The sequence below is a fragment of the Micromonospora sp. NBC_00617 genome (assembly GCF_045161355.1).
Lineage (GTDB): Bacteria > Actinomycetota > Actinomycetes > Mycobacteriales > Micromonosporaceae > Micromonospora.
Genome location: NZ_CP107751.1, coordinates 5,118,509 through 5,134,721, shown reverse-complemented (window position 1 = coordinate 5,134,721; position 16,213 = coordinate 5,118,509). Strand labels below are relative to the sequence as shown.

Below are 16,213 nucleotides of genomic sequence, written 5' to 3'. Positions count from 1 at the left end.
GCCGTCGGTGAGTACCTCCTGGGGCCGGACCCTCACGGGGCCGGCCCCAGCCCCAGCCCGTCGGAAGGACCCACCCCGTGGAAGCGCCCGCCATTTCCTTCTCGTTCGCCCCCATTCAGGCCCACCACCGCGACCGCACTCGCCGGATACGCGCCGCCCTCAAGCCCGCCGCCCGGCCGACCGTCAACATCCCCGACTCTTTGGGGTCGGACGCCGCCGACTACTGCTTGGCCCACCACGTCCTCGAAGGTGCCGAGGCCGCCGCCCGCTCCCGCGAGACCGCCACCTTCAACTGGTACGGCGCCCACCCGGACGCGAACGCCTCAGCGCTATCGACCCCCACCTCCGTCGGTCCGCGCATCGTCCTCGCCCCCGAACTGGACCGCCTGCCCCGCTCGACGATCTCCGATACCCCCTACTACGTACTGAACTCGGACACCACCGCCGCCCCGCCGGACCTACGGGAACTGGCCGCCGCCGCATACGCCAACGGCGCGAAGACCGGTTTCGCAGACCTTCTCGCCGGCCACGCAGTCGTCGTCTGCCTGCTGCGCCACAAGAAGCTCGGCGACACCCTCGACAGCTGGACCCTCAGCCGGCTGCCCGGCACCATCTTCTGCGACCACATCAACGAGCCCGTCGTCCTGGCTCGCGACCTGATTCACGAGGCGGGCCACAACTGGCTCAACGACGCCCTTGGCGCCACCGCCTGCGAGATCAGCGACGAAGTCAGGTTCTACTCCCCCTGGAAGGAGACGAGCAGGCCCGCCTTCGGCTTCCTGCACGCCTGCTTCGCCTTCCCCCTCACCATGATCTACGCCGCTCGTGTCCTGCCCGAAACAAGCGGCGACCTGTACCGATTCCTGACCGCCTACTTGGACCAGCAGCGCGGACTGCTTGCCACCACCGCCGCCGACCACGACCGCGCACTCGCCCTGATCAACGACCCCGCCTTGCGGGAACGCCTGCGCTCTGTCCACCGCGAAGCCCTCAGCCTGTGAACTCCACCGACACCTCGGTCCCCGCTACCGAGACCGCCCTCGCGGTCCGGCTGGGCGAGCCCGGCGTCGTCCTGCGCGTCGGCCAGGCCGGCCATCCGACGGCGCAGGCGCACACTGGATTGGCCAGTCTCGAACTCGCCGCGCCCATCGGGGAGAACACCGCCTTCAACATCGGCTCCGTCGCCAAACAGATCACCGCGTACCTGTGCATCCGCGCCGCCCGCGACCGCCTTCTCACCCTGGACCGGCCCGTTGGCGACATCCTGCCCCGCTTCGACATCCCCGACGTCACCGTCGGCGACCTCATGCAGCACCGCGGCGGCATCCGGGACGCCGAGTCCCTGCTGTCCCTGGCCGGCTTCCGCGAACTCGACCACTACACCGCCGGCGACCTGCTGCAACTCGCCTACCGCCAGCGGCACCGAGCCGTCGAGCCGGGCCACTTCCTGTACAGCAACACCGGTTACCTCCTTCTCGCCGAAGTCCTCACGCACGCGTACGGCGCGGGACTCCACGAGATCGCAGACCGGTACGTCTTCACCCCGCTCGGCATGACCTCGGCCCGCTTCAAGGCCGATCCACGCGAGGTGATCCCCGGCGCCGCCGCCAGCTACCAGGCCGTCGCCAGCGGATGGCAGCACCAGCAGCGCCCAGTCACCCTGCCCGGTCCCGGCTCCCTGTGGTGCACCGCCGCAGACCTGGACCGCTGGCTCGCCCACCTCTGGCACGAATGGCGCCCCTCGGTCGACAACGTGCTCCCGTTCGACCAGCACCTCGGCTACCAGCCCAGCGACCACGCGCCGTTCACGTACGGTGCCGGGCTCTACGCTGATCCCCGCCTTGGCCGCACCGCCGTCTTCCACTACGGCCACGAACAGGGGTTCTCCGCCGCCGCCCACCTCACCAACTCAGGGCTCCGCGTTATCTGCCTCTCAAATCACGCCGGAATCGCCGCCGACCACGTGCTCGCCGCGGCCCTCGCCGACCCCACCCATGAATCCGGCGCTGATCTGGGCGAACTGCTGTCTCGCGCGTTGGGAAGCCTTCCTGCGCCCCAGACCACCACCTCCACGGGCGGCGCCGACACCAAAACGGCTCACACGTCGCTCGGCACCTATGTCGGCGACGAGGTTCCCGGCACCGTACGCCTGACCCGCAGTGCGGGCTCGCTGTACTTGTGGCGTCGGGGAACCCTCGACCGACTCACCTGCACCGGGTCCACGTACGTTGCGGACGGCTACACGCTGACACTCGATACCTCGTCGGCGGATGAGGATCTGCCAGTGCCCAATGGCTTTGTTCTTGATCTCGATCGCGCACCAGGGCTGCACTATCGACGACGGCCCGATTGACCGTCTGCCACCATTACAACGTCGGTGGTTCTCAAGTCTCCCGATCCGACACGGGCCCCTGGCCGGCCGTTGTCAGCCGGGCTTGATGTGAGCTACCCCGCTTTTATCAAGCTTCTTGATTACTACGTCGAGGCTGTATCTCGGCTCGGGCTCCACTTGAGCATTCGTACTCCCAGGAGCTCGACCATCTTCGACGATCAACATTCCACTAATCAGACGAACGTAGAAAAGCCCAAAATGGGCAACGGGTCGGCAGACTGCCGTGGTCGAGCACGGGGAGCGCTTCAAGATCGGCCTTCGCCAACGGATCATCGACTCGATCAAGGAGACCGCCGATGTCGCACACGCCGCCTGATCTGCCTGGCTCAGCAGTCACGATCGGGCTGAGCATCGACACGGTACTACGGCGCACGGACAAGACCCTACTGGCGCGAGGCTCGTTCCGCGGCGAACCGGCAACGGTGAAATATCTGATCGACCCGGACCCGTTCTGGGCGGCCAAGTGGCGGCACGAGCTGGACGTGTACGAGGTCTTCGGTGACACCACACCGCCTGTCCGCGTTCCTCGGCTGCTCCATACCGACCGTGACCGGCTGCTGGTCCTGGAATGGGTCGACGCATCGCCCCTCGCGGTCGAACGCTACCCCCAGCGAGAGCTCGATACCCGGGAGGTCGACGCCGTCCTGGACTGCATCACCGCGTTGAATGAGTGGACCTACCCGGCCGTCCGGTTCTCGCCCACCTTCGACTACTCCGACCGCCTGGCTCGGTACCAGGCCAAGGGATACCTCACTGAGGGCCAACGAGAGCTTCTGGACAGTCTGCTGGCCCGCTGCGACGCGCCGGCACAGCTCAATCACGGCGACCCGCTGGCCAGCAACATCCTCCTCCTCAATGCCGGTCGTTCCGACAGCGATGACGAGGCCGAGACCACGGCGGTGCTAATCGACTGGGAGTTCACCGGGCTGTTCCTTCCTGGCTTCGACCTTGCGATGCTCCACACCCAGGTCGGCGCAGGTACACCATTGATCCGCGAGCGCATCGAGGCGATCGTGAGTGAGACGGGCATCGAGGCCGCATTCGCGCTCAACCTCGCTATGGTCTTGACCCGCGAGCTGCGCCTGCACCACGAACTGCCCGAGGACGACCCGGCCCGGAGGCGCTGTCTGCCGATCATTGAGGCCGCTTGGACCTCCGCCGGCACCCGCGTACAACGGCTCATTGCAGCGAGGTCAGCATGATCCAACTCTGACCAGCCACAACGACACCCTGCATCTGTTCGCAGATGCAGAGATGACCGAAAGTTAGGGGGTCGGTCTGTGGTGTCGACGACCTCGTCGGTGTCTAGTGGCCTCGCAAGGAGCCCGGTAGTTTCAGCTGTCGACCACTTTCGCTTTCATCGATTGGAGGTGCCGCCCAGGTGTCGCAGATCGAGAAGATCACCGGTGAACTCCGCGCGTTGATGACCGGGGTCGAACGCGCGCAGGGGTTGGCAGCCGCCGCCGACAGCCAGGCGCAGGAGGTGGCGTTACGGGCCGCGGGCGCGGGCTTCGTCGCCGTGGCGGCGGGTGTGGCGCGGGTGCGCAACGCGATCACCGGCATCCAGGGCGGCCTGGGAAGTCTCGCCGGTTCGATCGGTGAGGCGACGAAGGCAACCGCGGCGGTGCCGAACGAGGCCACCCCGCAGGAGACGATCGCCGGCCTGGCGCCCGTGCAGAGCGCCATGGACGCCGCCCGTAACGCAGCGGCTGGGGCCATCACTGGAGTCGGTGAGGCACAGCAGCTCGTCGCCGTGGTCCTGCAGCCTGGGCCGCTGTTGCAGGCGTTGGAGGCCATCAAGCAGGTCCTGGTGCTGATGGTTCAGCGCACTGGCGGGGCCCGGCAGGCCGTCGAAGCGGCGATCGCGCAGGCCCGCCAGCTGGGCTCGTCGGGAAACTGACAGGGGCTGGCGGTCATCCACCGGCCAGCCCTGCCCCTGCTACCACCGGCAGCCCATCCCCGACGACCCCCACCCCGGGCGGCACCGTCTCCACGGACACTGACGCAGGAACCCCGTGGACCAGGCGTCCCACCGGCTTGCTCGGCAGGTCACCTGCCGGACGTCGAACCCGGATCTCCGCGAACGAGAAGCCACGGGAGCGGCGTGCCCTGGAGTTGGAGAACGAGTGTGCCGACAGGGTCGCCGGCAAGGGGTACCGGGTTCACCAGAACCCCACGAGGCAGGAGGTCGCGGACGCTCGACGCGAGACCGGGGATTCTGGGAGGCCGGAAAAGGCACCCGACTTCCTCATCGAGGGACATGTCTTCGACTGCTACGCGCCCACTGCTCCCGTGCCGGCCCGCGCCGTCTGGAGCGCGGTTTCCAGGAAGGTCGACGCGGAGCAGACCCAACGCGTGATGTTGAACCTCCACGACTGGCGAGGAGACCTCGCCGCCCTGCACAAGCAGTTCCAGGACTGGCCCGTAGCAGGGCTGAAGGAACTGGCGGCGGTAACGCGCGACGGTGCGATCATTCAGATCATCCGGCGAGACTGATGAAGGGGTGTAGATGGCTGTCGAGTACCGGTTGACGCTGGCGGGCGACATTCCACTGGAGGAGGTGGCGGAACTGGCTGCTCCCGGAGCGGTCGAAACGTCCACGGCATCCGGCGGCAGGATGCTCAGCGCCGACCTGAACGACGAGCACGGGTACGTCGTGGACATCACCGGCGGCCGGCACGGCTACTACAGTGCCGAGGACGACGGTGGCGCCCTGTGGCAGTGGGAGCCGGAGGCCTACGTCGACGTCAGCTTCTACATGCGCAAGGACACCCTGGTCGACAAGGGCAAGCCCCACATGCTGGCGACCGTGGCCAGGATCCTCGGCGGCATGGCCGAGGACGCGGCCCTGACCCTCAACGGCGACGTGCTGATGCTGACACGCGTCGCTGGCACCCTTCACAAGCACAACACCGACGGCTGGTACGACTACAGCTACGACAGGATTTTTCACCCCTGACGGGCCTGCGTCCTCGGTTGGACCCACCAGAGGCACTCACCCCCGCTCGATCGGAGTCGGCTCGCCGGCATCGCGGCGTCGATCGCGTGTCACAGGGGCGGCAGCGGTGAGCTGCTAGCCGACAAAGCGGCTCGCGCCAGGTAGCGCATCAACGGCAAGTCACGCTCGACGGCGAGGAACTGGGGCGTCTGCGGCAGCAGCAGTACCTGCGCGGTGGCACCGCCGCCTTCTTTGCTGTGCACCACCATGCAGCGCAGGTCGTAAACGCGTTTGGCGACGGCCTCGACAACTGAGGCGGGCGAGCTGTTGGCGTTGACGCGTACAGATGCGACACCGGTCACTGCGTTGGCTCGCAGGTGGGCCCTCAAGGCCGGGTCGGACAAGATCCGCTGTTTGAGTCCGGTTGCCGTCGCCGTGGCCTCGATCGTGGCCCGTAGCTGGGCCATTTCGGTGCGCTGTGACCGAGCCACCTGGGCGATCGCGTCGAAGACTCTGGCATGGAAGGCAAGACTGTGTAAATCCGCGCCTGGGCTGGCCAGTAGCGCGGCCACCTCTTGGACGCCTCGATTGTGGGCGTAGCGGGTGAAGTGGTATTCAAGCACCTGGTAGAAGGCCAGGAACTGCACAAACGGGGCACGCGGCATGGCCCGGGCGTACCAGTAAAACGCCAACGCTTCGGAGTCATACGCCCGTGACGGCACTTCAACAGAGGGCTCGATTGCCGCAAGACGTGCCCGCCTTGGACTACGCCGGCGGTCGGGCAGCGGCCACGGCGGACGCAGCGCAAGACGGAAACCCAGCCCGCACTCCCCGTCGATGTCAAAAGACCACGAACCGGCAGCAAGAGTCAGCAGTTTCAAGGCATCGTCCGGGGTGGATAGCGGCCGGCCACTGATCTTCAGTGTGGTATACGTCGGTTCGTCCCGGTTGAACTCCCTACTCATATCGACAAATCGGCGGCGCAGGCACCAAAATGCCGCCGAGCCGGGCGACAACTCGATTCGCCAACCACCGTCAGGGGCTACCGCGCGGATGATTCCGGGGCGGTAACTGTCCCAGTGGTGCCACTCCTCTACGGTGTCCGCCTCCGGCTCAGGGCCGGCTCCAACGACGAGGGCTTCGATGTAGCCCTGGTCAAGTTGGGCGAACGCGCTGTATGCACCGAGAATCACCAAGCCGGGCCCCACCATCGCCGTCAGACTGTCTATCAACCCTGGGCGGTCGTCGGAAAGGGGAGCCTCGAATGGCTGTCCGGCCAACTCAAAGCGCAGGGCCAGGCGATGGTCGCCTCGCGTGAGGTTCGCTCCGGTTGCGGCGGCGGCAGCAACCAACCTGTCGATCGCCTCCGCCTGCTGGCGTTCGCGCTTCTGCCTCTCCTGGCGCTCGCGGACGATCCCCTCCTCGAGGGCGCGGAGCGCCGCTGCCCTCATGGCACGAGGGCCCTGCCCCCGGGGCTTCCGAGAGATCTGCTCTGTCACTAAGTCTTTCCTATATCGAAGCCAATGCCATCCTTATCGGACAACTCGGCGACTATAGGCTCAAGGTTGGCGAGTGTCCATGCATTATTTGGACTCGGGGTGGCCGGGGGCCTCGCTCTCATTTCGGCTGCCCACGCTGGTCGTGTGGCTCTCATTTGGCGCGCACGTCACCGGCTTGGACCGTCGCCAAGTCGAGGGGGCCGCGACGCTGTGCACAGGTCAAGATCCGCGGCACTTGAAGCCGTACCTGCCTCTGTACTCGGACCGGTACGCCGACAACCTGAGCCAGCGAACGAAGCTCGCGGAGCCGCGCCCCTTGCGGCTGGCGGTCCCGGGCTCGGGTCGCGCGCACATCATGATCTCCGATGTGGTGCGCGGTGTGTGCTCTCCAGCGGGTGCCAACCCGGGTGAACCGGTGCCAACGCGGGTCACCGCGGCCGACCGCCGGTCGCAAACCGGGGATCGTGTGCTCGGCGTGTGGTCCTGGGCTGGGAGAACGGCGGTCCGGGGAACGTGGGTGAACGTGGGCCACTCCCTGCCACCCCAGGTGAACCCCAGGTCGTTACACTGACCACTCGCGCCCCCGTAGCTCAGGGGATAGAGCATCGGTTTCCTAAACCGTGTGTCGCAGGTTCGAATCCTGCCGGGGGCACCTCGAAGATCAGCAAGAATGGCCACTGAGCTGCGGATACGCTTCCGTGCCGATCGCTCGACCTATGCAGCCGGATGCCACCTGTAGCCGCCGTTTGCAGCCCCTGCGTGCAATACGTGTGCAATGATCTTGGATGCTCGGGAAGGCCCGATTGGGCAGGTCAGAGCCGTCTCGGTGAGCAGCAGCGAAGGTCGGGATGGCAGGAGCGCGTGACGACCGCGCAGCCGATCCCTCCCAGCCGCGCCGACACGGAGGCGCGTTTCGCCGCCATCCTCTCCGGCAGCCAGTCGCGTGACGAGGTGGACCGCTGGGCTGCCCGGGCCATGCGCGACCTGGAAGGCGTCGAGGTCGACGAGGCGGTGTGGTGCGCGCTCGGAATCCTCGCAGGCATCGACCTGCGCCATGAACCGGATGACCCGTACCTCGCGAGCGCCCAGGCGATCGGCAGACCGGACGGGGTGCAGATGAGATGCAGGCGCAGGCCCAGAAGAACCTCGAGTGCGAGGCGCAGTACCCGTACCCGGCCCAGCCTGCCAGATCAGAGCGTCTCACCGTCGGCCTGGACCGGCCGCATTCCACCGGTGTCGAGTCGACCACCCAGGTCGGATCGGACCACGGGTCGGTTTCCGCAGCGACTACCCGGATGGCACGCTTGAGCAGCGGCAACGCCGCCCGCAACCGCTTGGTGTAGCCGGACTGCCCGGGCAGGTACGGGAACGCCCCGGGCAGATGCCCGGGGACAAACCGCAGCCAGCGGGCTTCGGATCGCACGCCGAGTAGGGCCTGAGCCGGCCAGGGTGAGCAGTTCCGCGTCAGACAGCCTGGGCGGCCGCCCGGGCCTACGTTGCCGTCCGAGCCACTCGTCGGTCTTTACTTAGAGTGCGGTCAGAAGGGTGTTGAGGACCCAGGGTCGTTAGGGCTTACTCGTCTAGGAGACCCCGAAGAGGCGAAGGCGTCGTACTCGGCGAAGTTGGCGTGGTCCTTGCCGTTGAAGGTCGCCAGAGGTAACCGGTCCGCCAGGCAGCACACCGCAGTTCAAGAGTCATTCGTCGGCCGGGGCCGCCCGCAATGCTGTGCCCGCGCCTGAAGATGGCCCCAGGTCATCGTTCAGGACGACGAGGTCGGCTTGGCCGGCCGCAACGGACACCCCGTGCCGACGCGCGCCTCGAGTTCGGCCCGCAGGGCGGCGAGTTCGGCCATCCGGGCCTCGATGACCTGGATCTTTTCCGCGAACAGCGCCGACAACGCCTCCGCCTCGTCCGGCGCGTCACGCAGTTCCTCGCCGTGCCGCCCGATCTCCGCCAGCGAGAACCCGAGCGCCTGCGCCGTCCGGATGTAGTGCAGCCAGGCCACCGTCTCGGGCGGAAAGTCACGGTAACCGTTAGACAGCCGTCCACTGGCTACGAGGCCGACCTTCTCGTAGAACCGGATGGTGTCCGTGGTCATTTTCGCTTGTGCGGCCAGTTCCCCGATACGCATGACACTCCGCCGAGTTTGGGCTTGACCTTGGAGCGTACTCCAACGTTTAGCGTGAGGCGTCGCTGCCTCGAGACCACCAGGAGCCTCTTCGTGATCCGCCTTCTCGCCCCCTCCCGCCCCGCCTATCTTCGCCTCGTTCGCGCCAGTGCCTGGTACGACCTCGTCGTCACGGCGGGATTCGCGACGCCGTGGACGTATGCACTGCTGCATGGCGCGCTGTCGTCGCTGGGTGGTGCGCTCGGGTTGGGCGTCCTACCCGCCCTCGATCCGGTGCAGACCCTGTACGCGAATCTGATGGGATCGGTCGTCGTCGTCTGGGCCCTTCTGCGCATCGTCAGTGCGCTGCCGGTGCACGGACTGCTCGACGGCGTCGCCCGCATGCTGTTCGCCACGTGGCAGGCATACGCGCTGGCCCACGGCGCCTTTGGGCTGTTGTGGGCGTTCCTCGTCGTCGAGGTGATATTCGGCCTCGTCCAACTCGTGCCGTGGTGGCAGAGTCGGCGCACCGAACCGTTGGACGAGCTCGCCAGGCCCGATCTGTCACTCAGGTCCCGAGACCGGACAGCCGGGCTGCCGGCAAGCGGTTAAACGTTCTGTACGTCTTGCTGTAGCTCAAGCCCTGCTGGTTTCGCGCTTGATCAGCATGGTCAGGGGACGACGATCACGCCGCCGCGTACGCCGCCCTGGGCGAGCCGTTCGTGGGCGGCGGCCGCGTCGGCGAAGGGGTACACCCCGGCGACCCGCAGCGGGATGTCGCCGCTGGTGACGAGTCTGACCAGTTCTGCCAGCCGGGATCCGTCCGACTCCACCTCCAGCGCGAAGGTCCGGATGCCCCGCACCGGCTCCGGGCGCAGCGGAGGTGACGCGGCCACGTAGCCGCCGCCGTCCCGGATGTGGTCCAGCAGCGAGGAACCGATCACCGCCAGGTCGATGACCGCGTCGTACGTCCCGGTCGGGTCGTCGGAGCGGGACAGGAACGCCGCGCCCAGCGACTCGACGAACTCGCGGTCGTCGGCTCCGGCGAGTCCGGTGGCGTGCAGGCCGGCCGCCCGTGCCAGGGCCAGGACGAACCCTCCGACCTGCCCGGCGGCGCCGGTGACGAGCACGGTCGAGCCGGCCGGGAGCGCGAGCAGGTCGAGGGCCTGGGCGGCGGCGAGGCCGTTGGTCGGCAGGGTCGCCGCCTCGGTGGCGGGGACGCCGGCGGGTGCGGTGGTCAGCGAGGCGGCGTCGAGCACCACGTACTCCGCGTGCGCGCCGACAGTGGTTTGCAGCCACGGCGAGAAGCCGATGACCTCATCGCCGATCGTGTGCTCGTCGACCGACGGCCCGACGGCGTCGACGGTGCCGACCACGTCCCAGCCGGGCGTGTACGGCAGGCCGGTCGGCAGCGGTGCTGGGAACCGGCCGGAGCGGACCATGAGGTCGACCGGGTGTACGACGGACGCGGCGACCCGTACCCGCACCTGTCCGGGGCCGGGTTCGGGCGTCGGTACGTCGGCCACGTGCAGGACCTCCGGCCCTCCGAACTCTTCGTAACGGACTGCGCGCATCGTCGTCTCCCTCGTAGCTGTCGTGGCTCCTGTGATCACCACGACCGTACGAAGCGGCGGGCACCGTGAGAAAGTAGGTACCTCGGAGTGCGTAGGGCACCGCAGGAGGGCAAGATGGCGACGACAACCGCAGCGCAACGCCGCGAGCAGGCAAAACGTGATTACAACGCGTTCCTGGAGCGCTGCCCGACCCGGGAGCTGCTGAGCCGGCTCACCGACAAGTGGGTGGCGCTGGTGATCCCGGCGCTTGCGGACGGCCCGCAGCGGCACGGCGAACTCGCCCGCCGCATCGCCGGCATCAGTCAGAAGATGCTCACGCAGACCCTGCGGACGCTGGAGCGCGACGGCCTGCTCACCCGCACGGTCACCGCGTCGGTGCCGGTCCGCGTCGACTACGAACTCACCCCACTGGGCCACGAACTGTTCCCGGTCATGATCTCCATCAAGGACTGGGCGGAGTCACACATGGACCGTGTGTTCGAAGCCCGAGCCCGATTCGACGCACTCCCCTGACGAGGCTCGGAGGCGCGCTTGACGCAGTCGGCTCTCCGGTGCCACGCGGTCTGATCCAACGGTGCCCTCAGGGTCATCCCGGAGGGCACCGCGTCGTCGCAGGGTCAGAGGAACTTGTACATCTCCGCGGAGGCCGGCTCGGTGTCGCCGGCGGGCGGCGCGGTCACCGAGACCTGCTCGCCGAAGCCGCTCATCTTCATGTCGGTGACGAGATCACCGACGCTCTTCGTGGCGATCGTGTAGGAGAGCGCGGTGAGCCGGCCGTCGGCGTCGACGGTCGCCTCGAAGGGGACCGCCGCCGGGTCCTTCGCCAGCTTGGCGGTGGACTTGAGGCCGTCGCGCATTCCACCGTCGGCGCCGGCTGCCTCCGCGGCCTTGTTCAGGTCGGCGGTGCCGCTGTAGCGGCCGGGGCCCACCTCCTGGGCGGTCACGATGCCGCCGATGATGCCGGTCTGCGCCTTGAGGTCGAACGACTGGCGCAGCGAGCTGGTCGGCCGGAGCTTGTTGAGGTCGATCTTCATCCAGGGCTTCTCGCCCTCGAGCGAGTCGGACTTGATGTAGGCGGCATCGCCGATCAGCCGGGCCTCGATCGGCTCCGGGGCGTTCCCGGTGACGTGGATCGCCTTGGCGGCGGGGTCCATCTTGCCGCTGAGGGTGATCGACTGGTTGCCGGCCTTGACCGAGGCGTCCATGGTGACCGTGCCAGCGAGGCTGCGGTCCATGGCCTGCCGCACGGCGGCGACCGGTTCGACTTTGGACGTGGCGGGGGCGGCGGAGGGCCCGGCCGCTCCGGTGTTGTCGCCGGAGGTGGTGCCGCAGCCGGCCACGAGGGCGGCGGCGAGGGCAATCGAAAGGGTAGGGATCAGTCGACGCATAGACGCGACCCTAACCAACTGGCACCACCCCGGTGCCCGACACCACCCGCAGGTCAGTCCGCCGGCAGTTGATCGGCCCGGGTGAGCACCCGGTCGACGAGGCCGTACTCCCGGGCCTGCTCGGCGGTGAACCAGCGGTCCCGGTCCCAGTCCCGCTGGATCTCGTCGAGCGTCCGTCCACTGTGCTGGGCGATCAGCTCCTGCATGGTCCGCTTCACGTGCAGCATGTTCTCCGCCTGGATCGTGATGTCCGAGGCGGTGCCGCCCATCCCGCCGGAGGGCTGGTGCATCATGATCCGCGAGTGCGGCAACGCGTACCGCTTGCCGGCCGCGCCCGCGCACAGCAGGAACTGCCCCATCGAGCCGGCGAACCCGAGCGCCAGCGTGGCCACGTCGTTGCGGACGTAGCGCATCGTGTCGTAGACCGCCATTCCGGCGCTCACCGAGCCGCCCGGCGAGTTGATGTAGAGGTAGATGTCCCGGTCGGCGTCCTCGGCCGCGAGCAGCAGGATCTGCCCGCAGATCTGGTTGGCCGACTCCTCGGTCACCTCGGTGCCGAGGAAGACGATCCGCTCCCGCAGCAGCCGCTCGAACACCTGGTCACCGAAGGTCGGCTGCCCGCTGTCCCGCATCCGCACGCCGTACCCGATCATCCGTAGCCGCCCTCCACCGTGCCGGCGGGCGGGGGAACCGCCCGGGGGACCGGCCCCTCCAGCGTGCGCGCGGCGGCGGTCGCGGCCCAGGGATTCTGCCGGCGGCAGATCCGCCCAGGGCAGAACCCTGCCGGCCTACGCCAGGGTCAGCCGCCGCCGGCCCGCCCGGGCCCGGCGGCAGGCCAGCATCTTGGAGGTACGCGGGCCGGGGCGCCCGGCCGGCGCGGAGGCGATCAGCCGGACCCGCAGCCCTGCCCCGCCGACGGTCGACCCGACCGGCGATGCCGGACCGCCGACGTGCAGGATCGGCCCGCCCAGCCGCAGCACCGGCCCGGCGGGCTGCCGGACGGGGGCCGGGACGGCGGCCACGGGTGGCGTCGACCCACTCGGCTGGAAGCCGATTCGGAAGGTCGAACCGGTCTCGGTGCGCGCCGACGGCACCCGCTCCAGCCGGGCCAGCGCCGCCCTGGGCGCGGCTGGGATGCGACGTTCGACCCGGCGCAGATCGTCGCGGGCCTCTTCGAGCAGGTCGGAGAGCTGGATGCCGAGTGCCCGGCAGATCGCCGCGAGCACCTCCGACGAGGCTTCCTTGCGGCCCCGCTCGACCTCGGACAGGTAGGGCACGGAGACCCCGGCGGAGGCGGCCACCTCGCGCAGCGTGCGGCCCTGGCTCTGACGCAGGCGGCGGAGCACTCCGCCGATGACTCGTCGCAGCAACGACATGCCGGCCTCACTTTCGCGGTCGTCGTCGGGAACACCCTCATCATGCCCGTCCCCGGCCGTCCGGGCCGACCCATGCGGGCCCGCGCCGTCGAGCGGCGCGAGCCCGACGGCCCTATCGGTGCAGGTGGGTGTGCCAGGCGGCCGGCTCGGTCACCAGCGTCACCGCCGGGAACAACGCCCGGGTGCCGCCGCTGGGCAGCAGAGCACTGTCGTCGATGCTGACGTTCGCTCCGTTCACGTCGTAGACGGTCAACGACTCGTCGCCGTCCTGCCCGCCGAACCGCGCCCGGTGTCCGTCCAGGGTGGTGTTCGGGTCGACGTACGCCTTGTCGGCCGGATCGGTGACGTTGCGGTAGCGGGAGATGCCCACGGTCAGCGTCCGGGCCCGCTGCCGACCGGGCTCGGCGGTGGCCGGTTCCGGGCTCCAGGTCCATCCCGCGTACCAGGATCTGGGCTCGTCCAGCGACTCGTTCACGTTGACCGTGATCATCCGCAGGTTCGCCGGAACGCCGGACACGGTCGCCGGCATCGGGACGGGCTCGGCGCCGAAGCGCAGCGACCGGGCGACCTGCGTCGCCGTGCCCCGCACGTCCGGCCCGGTCCCGAACACCCGGACCTGTGCCCAACCGTCCGGGGCGTACTGCCAGCGCAGAATCGCCTCCGGCTTCTCGGCGCCCGAGTAGCTTTCGAAGACGCTGTCCCCGCCGTTCAGTTGGGGACCGGCGTCGGAGTCGCCGGCCACGGCGGGCTCACCGCTGTTCCGCTGGGGTGCCGACGGCTCCACGCCCTTCGGCAGCAGCGAGACAGCCACGAACTGCTGCTGGTCGTCCCTGCGGCCGTTGTTCGCGCCGAGGTGCACGCCGGGCCCGGAGAGGAGTAGGCCGGCCTGGTACTGGAGGTCGCGCATCCCGTCCGGCAGCCAGCCGAACCGGACGTACACCTGCTGCGGGTCGACGGTGGTGAGCGCGGCCGGGAGCCCGGTCGGGCCTTCGCCGGCGGCGGCACCGATCGGTGCGGTTTCCGGCGTGTGGTCCGGGTTCAGCAGGTCGGGGACGGCGAGGCCGCCGACGGTCAGAGCCGCCGCCAGCAGCGCGGCGCCGGCGCCCCGGGTGAGGCGCCGTTGCCGCCGTGCGATGGTCATCGCTCGGTCCAGATCCAGCACGGCGGAGGGCCGCTCCGCCGATTCGATCTCGGTCAGCATCAGGTCGCTCATCTGACGTTCGTCAAGCATCGTCGCTCCTCTCAATTGCCGGTCAGGGTGGGGCTGAGCAGCATGCGCAGGGTGGCCAGGCCCTTGGCCGTCTGGCTCTTGACGGTCCCCGTCGAGCAGCTCATGGCCCGGGCGGTCTCCTCGACGCTCAGATCCTGGAAGTACCGCAGGACCAACACCGCGCGTTGGCGCGGTGGTACCTGCCGCAACGCACCGACCAGGGTGATCCGGTCGGTAGGGTCGACGGTGGTCGTCGACACCTCGGGCAGGGCGGTGCCGAGCCGGACCCGCGCCCAGCGCGACCGCCGCTCGTCGATCAGCCGCCGCAGCAGCATGGTGCGGACGAGCGCATCCAGGTGGTCGGCCTGCCGCGCTCGTGCCCAGGAGCGGTACAACTCGGTGAGCACGCGTTGCAGGATGTCGTCGCCCCGGTCCCAGTCCCCGCACATCAGGTAGGCGGTCCGTCGCCACTGGACCATCCTGGACTGGACATACTCGGTGTATTCGTCGTCGGCCTCGGCTCGCCGTCTGCCGCTCGTCGTCACGAGGGTTGTGCCCCCTCCGTCTGCCGGCCTGCACCGGTTTGTTGTTGTCGTCAGATAGTCGTGTGCGGGGGTCGGTGCGGTTGCCCGCTGCGCGACCCGGGCGTGCGGGGTGCGGCGTACCCGCTATGTTGTGGTCGTGCAGGCGACGGCGGCGGAGCAGGTTCGACGGTGATCCATTTTCCGGCGCAGCGCCGGGGCCCGCTGAGCGCGCTGAGCCTCCGGCTCGCGGCCGCCCTGGGCCTGGTCTTCGCCGTGGTGGCGGCGGTCTATCTGGACCGGGACGGCTACCGCGACGTCAACGAGGACGGCCTCACCCTGCTCGACTGCTTCTACTACGCGGTCGTCTCGCTCTCCACGACCGGTTACGGGGACATCACCCCGGCCGCGCCGTCGGCCCGGCTGGTCAACGTCCTGTTCGTCACCCCGGCCCGGGTGATCTTCCTGATCATCCTGGTCGGCACCACCCTGGAAGTCCTGACCGAGCAGTACCGGACCGGCCGTCGCCTGTCGCGGTGGAGGAGAACCGTGAAGGACCACGTCATCATCTGCGGCTACGGCACCAAGGGCCGCAGTGCGGTCAACGCCCTGATGGAGAACGGCCTGGACCGGTCGAGGATCGTGGTGGTGGAGCGCAGCAGCGCCGCCCTGCGACAGGCCACGTCGGCCGGGCTGGTGGCGATCGAGGGGTCGGCGACCCGGTCGTCGGTGCTGAACGAGGCGCACGTGCGCAACGCGAAGGCAGTGATCATCGCGACCGACAGTGATGACGCCTCGGTGCTGGTGGCGCTGACCGTACGGCAGCTCACCGCCGGGCAGGTCCGGATCATCGCGGCGGCGCGGGAGGCGGAGAACGCCCCGCTGCTCAAGCAGAGCGGCGCGCACCATGTGATCGTCTCCTCGGCGACCGCCGGCCGTCTGCTCGGCCTGTCCACCTCGGCCCCGCCGCTGATCGACGTGGTGGAGGACCTGCTCACGCCGGGGCAGGGCATGGCGCTGGCGATGCGCTCGGCGGAGCGGGACGAGGTTGGTCGCTCGCCGCGTGAGCTGGATTCCCTGGTGATCGCATTGGTGCGACGCGGCAAGGTGGTCACCCTGGCCGATCGGGCCGGTGCGGTGATCGAGACCGGCGACATGCTGGTGCACGTCCGCGACGACCGCCCGCAGTCCACCGCGACGGTCTGATA

General features: G+C 68.9%; 17 protein-coding genes and 1 tRNA gene. 10 read left to right on the top strand and 8 right to left on the bottom strand.

Annotation, left to right across the window (positions count from 1 at the left end; all coding sequences use genetic code 11):
* Positions 1-77 precede the first annotated feature (77 nt).
* The 6 genes from OG505_RS23580 to OG505_RS23555 all read left to right on the top strand — a co-directional run bounded on the left by OG505_RS23580 (position 78) and on the right by OG505_RS23555 (position 5,351).
* On the top strand, positions 78-1,001 hold the full coding sequence (locus OG505_RS23580) for an aKG-HExxH-type peptide beta-hydroxylase (RefSeq protein WP_405427624.1): 924 nt from the start codon (positions 78-80) through the stop codon (positions 999-1,001).
* Positions 998-2,353: a serine hydrolase domain-containing protein gene (locus OG505_RS23575; protein WP_405427622.1), complete on the top strand. Its 1,356-nt coding sequence runs from the start codon at positions 998-1,000 to the stop codon at positions 2,351-2,353. Before OG505_RS23580 ends, OG505_RS23575 begins: the two co-directional genes overlap by 4 nt.
* Before the next feature lie 335 nt (positions 2,354-2,688).
* On the top strand, positions 2,689-3,594 hold the full coding sequence (locus tag OG505_RS23570) for a phosphotransferase family protein (protein WP_405427620.1): 906 nt from the start codon (positions 2,689-2,691) through the stop codon (positions 3,592-3,594).
* Between the two features lie 179 nt (positions 3,595-3,773).
* Positions 3,774-4,292, top strand: coding sequence for a DUF6244 family protein (locus OG505_RS23565; RefSeq protein WP_405427618.1), 519 nt, complete (start codon positions 3,774-3,776; stop codon positions 4,290-4,292).
* Positions 4,293-4,501: 209 nt separating this feature from the next.
* Positions 4,502-4,888, top strand: coding sequence for a hypothetical protein (locus OG505_RS23560; RefSeq protein WP_405434662.1), 387 nt, complete (start codon positions 4,502-4,504; stop codon positions 4,886-4,888).
* Positions 4,889-4,901: 13 nt separating this feature from the next.
* A complete protein-coding gene (locus OG505_RS23555; protein WP_405427617.1) occupies positions 4,902-5,351 on the top strand; it encodes a SitI3 family protein in 450 nt (149 codons plus the stop codon).
* Between the two features lie 89 nt (positions 5,352-5,440).
* Here OG505_RS23555 and OG505_RS23550 read toward each other — a convergent pair whose 3' ends face one another.
* Positions 5,441-6,781 (bottom strand): hypothetical protein, encoded by a 1,341-nt coding sequence (locus OG505_RS23550; protein WP_405427615.1) that lies wholly within the window; start codon positions 6,779-6,781, stop codon positions 5,441-5,443.
* A gap of 627 nt (positions 6,782-7,408) precedes the next feature.
* On the opposite strand from OG505_RS23550, the gene OG505_RS23545 reads away from it, so the two are divergent.
* Positions 7,409-7,481 (top strand) — tRNA-Arg (locus OG505_RS23545).
* 1,107 nt (positions 7,482-8,588) lie between these two features.
* Here OG505_RS23545 and OG505_RS23540 read toward each other — a convergent pair.
* On the bottom strand, positions 8,589-8,960 hold the full coding sequence (locus tag OG505_RS23540) for a MerR family transcriptional regulator (RefSeq protein ID WP_405427613.1): 372 nt from the start codon (positions 8,958-8,960) through the stop codon (positions 8,589-8,591).
* Between the two features lie 90 nt (positions 8,961-9,050).
* On the opposite strand from OG505_RS23540, the gene OG505_RS23535 reads away from it, so the two are divergent.
* Entirely contained in the window at positions 9,051-9,548 is a 498-nt protein-coding gene (locus tag OG505_RS23535; protein ID WP_405427611.1) for a hypothetical protein, read from the top strand.
* A 59-nt stretch (positions 9,549-9,607) separates the two neighbouring features.
* Here the strand turns inward: OG505_RS23535 and OG505_RS23530 are convergent, their stop codons facing one another.
* Positions 9,608-10,510 (bottom strand): NADP-dependent oxidoreductase, encoded by a 903-nt coding sequence (locus tag OG505_RS23530; RefSeq protein ID WP_405427609.1) that lies wholly within the window; start codon positions 10,508-10,510, stop codon positions 9,608-9,610.
* A gap of 114 nt (positions 10,511-10,624) precedes the next feature.
* On the opposite strand from OG505_RS23530, the gene OG505_RS23525 reads away from it, so the two are divergent.
* A complete protein-coding gene (locus OG505_RS23525) occupies positions 10,625-11,023 on the top strand; it encodes a winged helix-turn-helix transcriptional regulator (RefSeq protein ID WP_405427607.1) in 399 nt (132 codons plus the stop codon).
* Positions 11,024-11,127: 104 nt separating this feature from the next.
* Here the strand turns inward: OG505_RS23525 and OG505_RS23520 are convergent, their stop codons facing one another.
* The 5 genes from OG505_RS23520 to OG505_RS23500 form a co-directional block, all read right to left on the bottom strand.
* Positions 11,128-11,898 carry a hypothetical protein gene (locus OG505_RS23520; protein WP_405427606.1) on the bottom strand — a complete coding sequence of 257 codons (771 nt, stop codon included), beginning with the start codon at positions 11,896-11,898 and terminating at the stop codon, positions 11,128-11,130.
* A 53-nt stretch (positions 11,899-11,951) separates the two neighbouring features.
* The gene (locus OG505_RS23515) at positions 11,952-12,551 is read right to left on the bottom strand and encodes a ClpP family protease (protein WP_405427604.1); all 600 of its coding nucleotides are present in this window, start codon (positions 12,549-12,551) and stop codon (positions 11,952-11,954) included.
* Between the two features lie 135 nt (positions 12,552-12,686).
* Positions 12,687-13,274 carry a helix-turn-helix domain-containing protein gene (locus tag OG505_RS23510; protein WP_405427602.1) on the bottom strand — a complete coding sequence of 196 codons (588 nt, stop codon included), beginning with the start codon at positions 13,272-13,274 and terminating at the stop codon, positions 12,687-12,689.
* Between the two features lie 112 nt (positions 13,275-13,386).
* Complete coding sequence (locus OG505_RS23505) at positions 13,387-14,505, bottom strand: hypothetical protein (protein WP_405427600.1); 1,119 nt, start codon at positions 14,503-14,505, stop codon at positions 13,387-13,389.
* Positions 14,506-14,516: 11 nt separating this feature from the next.
* Positions 14,517-15,029 carry a SigE family RNA polymerase sigma factor gene (locus tag OG505_RS23500; RefSeq protein ID WP_405427598.1) on the bottom strand — a complete coding sequence of 171 codons (513 nt, stop codon included), beginning with the start codon at positions 15,027-15,029 and terminating at the stop codon, positions 14,517-14,519.
* Positions 15,030-15,197: 168 nt separating this feature from the next.
* Between OG505_RS23500 and OG505_RS23495 the strand changes: the two genes are divergently transcribed.
* Positions 15,198-16,211: a potassium channel family protein gene (locus OG505_RS23495; protein WP_405427596.1), complete on the top strand. Its 1,014-nt coding sequence runs from the start codon at positions 15,198-15,200 to the stop codon at positions 16,209-16,211.
* Positions 16,212-16,213: the final 2 nt, after the last annotated feature.

What these genes read in the sequence shown, in the direction of transcription:
- OG505_RS23555 (WP_405427617.1), top strand. Translation starts at nt 4,902, where the DNA reads ATGGCTGTCGAGTACCGGTTGACGCTGGCGGGCGACATTCCACTGGAG.
- OG505_RS23540 (WP_405427613.1), bottom strand. Translation starts at nt 8,960, where the DNA reads ATGCGTATCGGGGAACTGGCCGCACAAGCGAAAATGACCACGGACACC.
- OG505_RS23515 (WP_405427604.1), bottom strand. Translation starts at nt 12,551, where the DNA reads ATGATCGGGTACGGCGTGCGGATGCGGGACAGCGGGCAGCCGACCTTC.
- OG505_RS23550 (WP_405427615.1), bottom strand. Translation starts at nt 6,781, where the DNA reads ATGAGGGCAGCGGCGCTCCGCGCCCTCGAGGAGGGGATCGTCCGCGAG.
- OG505_RS23510 (WP_405427602.1), bottom strand. Translation starts at nt 13,274, where the DNA reads ATGTCGTTGCTGCGACGAGTCATCGGCGGAGTGCTCCGCCGCCTGCGT.
- OG505_RS23530 (WP_405427609.1), bottom strand. Translation starts at nt 10,510, where the DNA reads ATGCGCGCAGTCCGTTACGAAGAGTTCGGAGGGCCGGAGGTCCTGCAC.
- OG505_RS23525 (WP_405427607.1), top strand. Translation starts at nt 10,625, where the DNA reads ATGGCGACGACAACCGCAGCGCAACGCCGCGAGCAGGCAAAACGTGAT.
- OG505_RS23520 (WP_405427606.1), bottom strand. Translation starts at nt 11,898, where the DNA reads ATGCGTCGACTGATCCCTACCCTTTCGATTGCCCTCGCCGCCGCCCTC.
- OG505_RS23570 (WP_405427620.1), top strand. Translation starts at nt 2,689, where the DNA reads ATGTCGCACACGCCGCCTGATCTGCCTGGCTCAGCAGTCACGATCGGG.
- OG505_RS23505 (WP_405427600.1), bottom strand. Translation starts at nt 14,505, where the DNA reads ATGCTTGACGAACGTCAGATGAGCGACCTGATGCTGACCGAGATCGAA.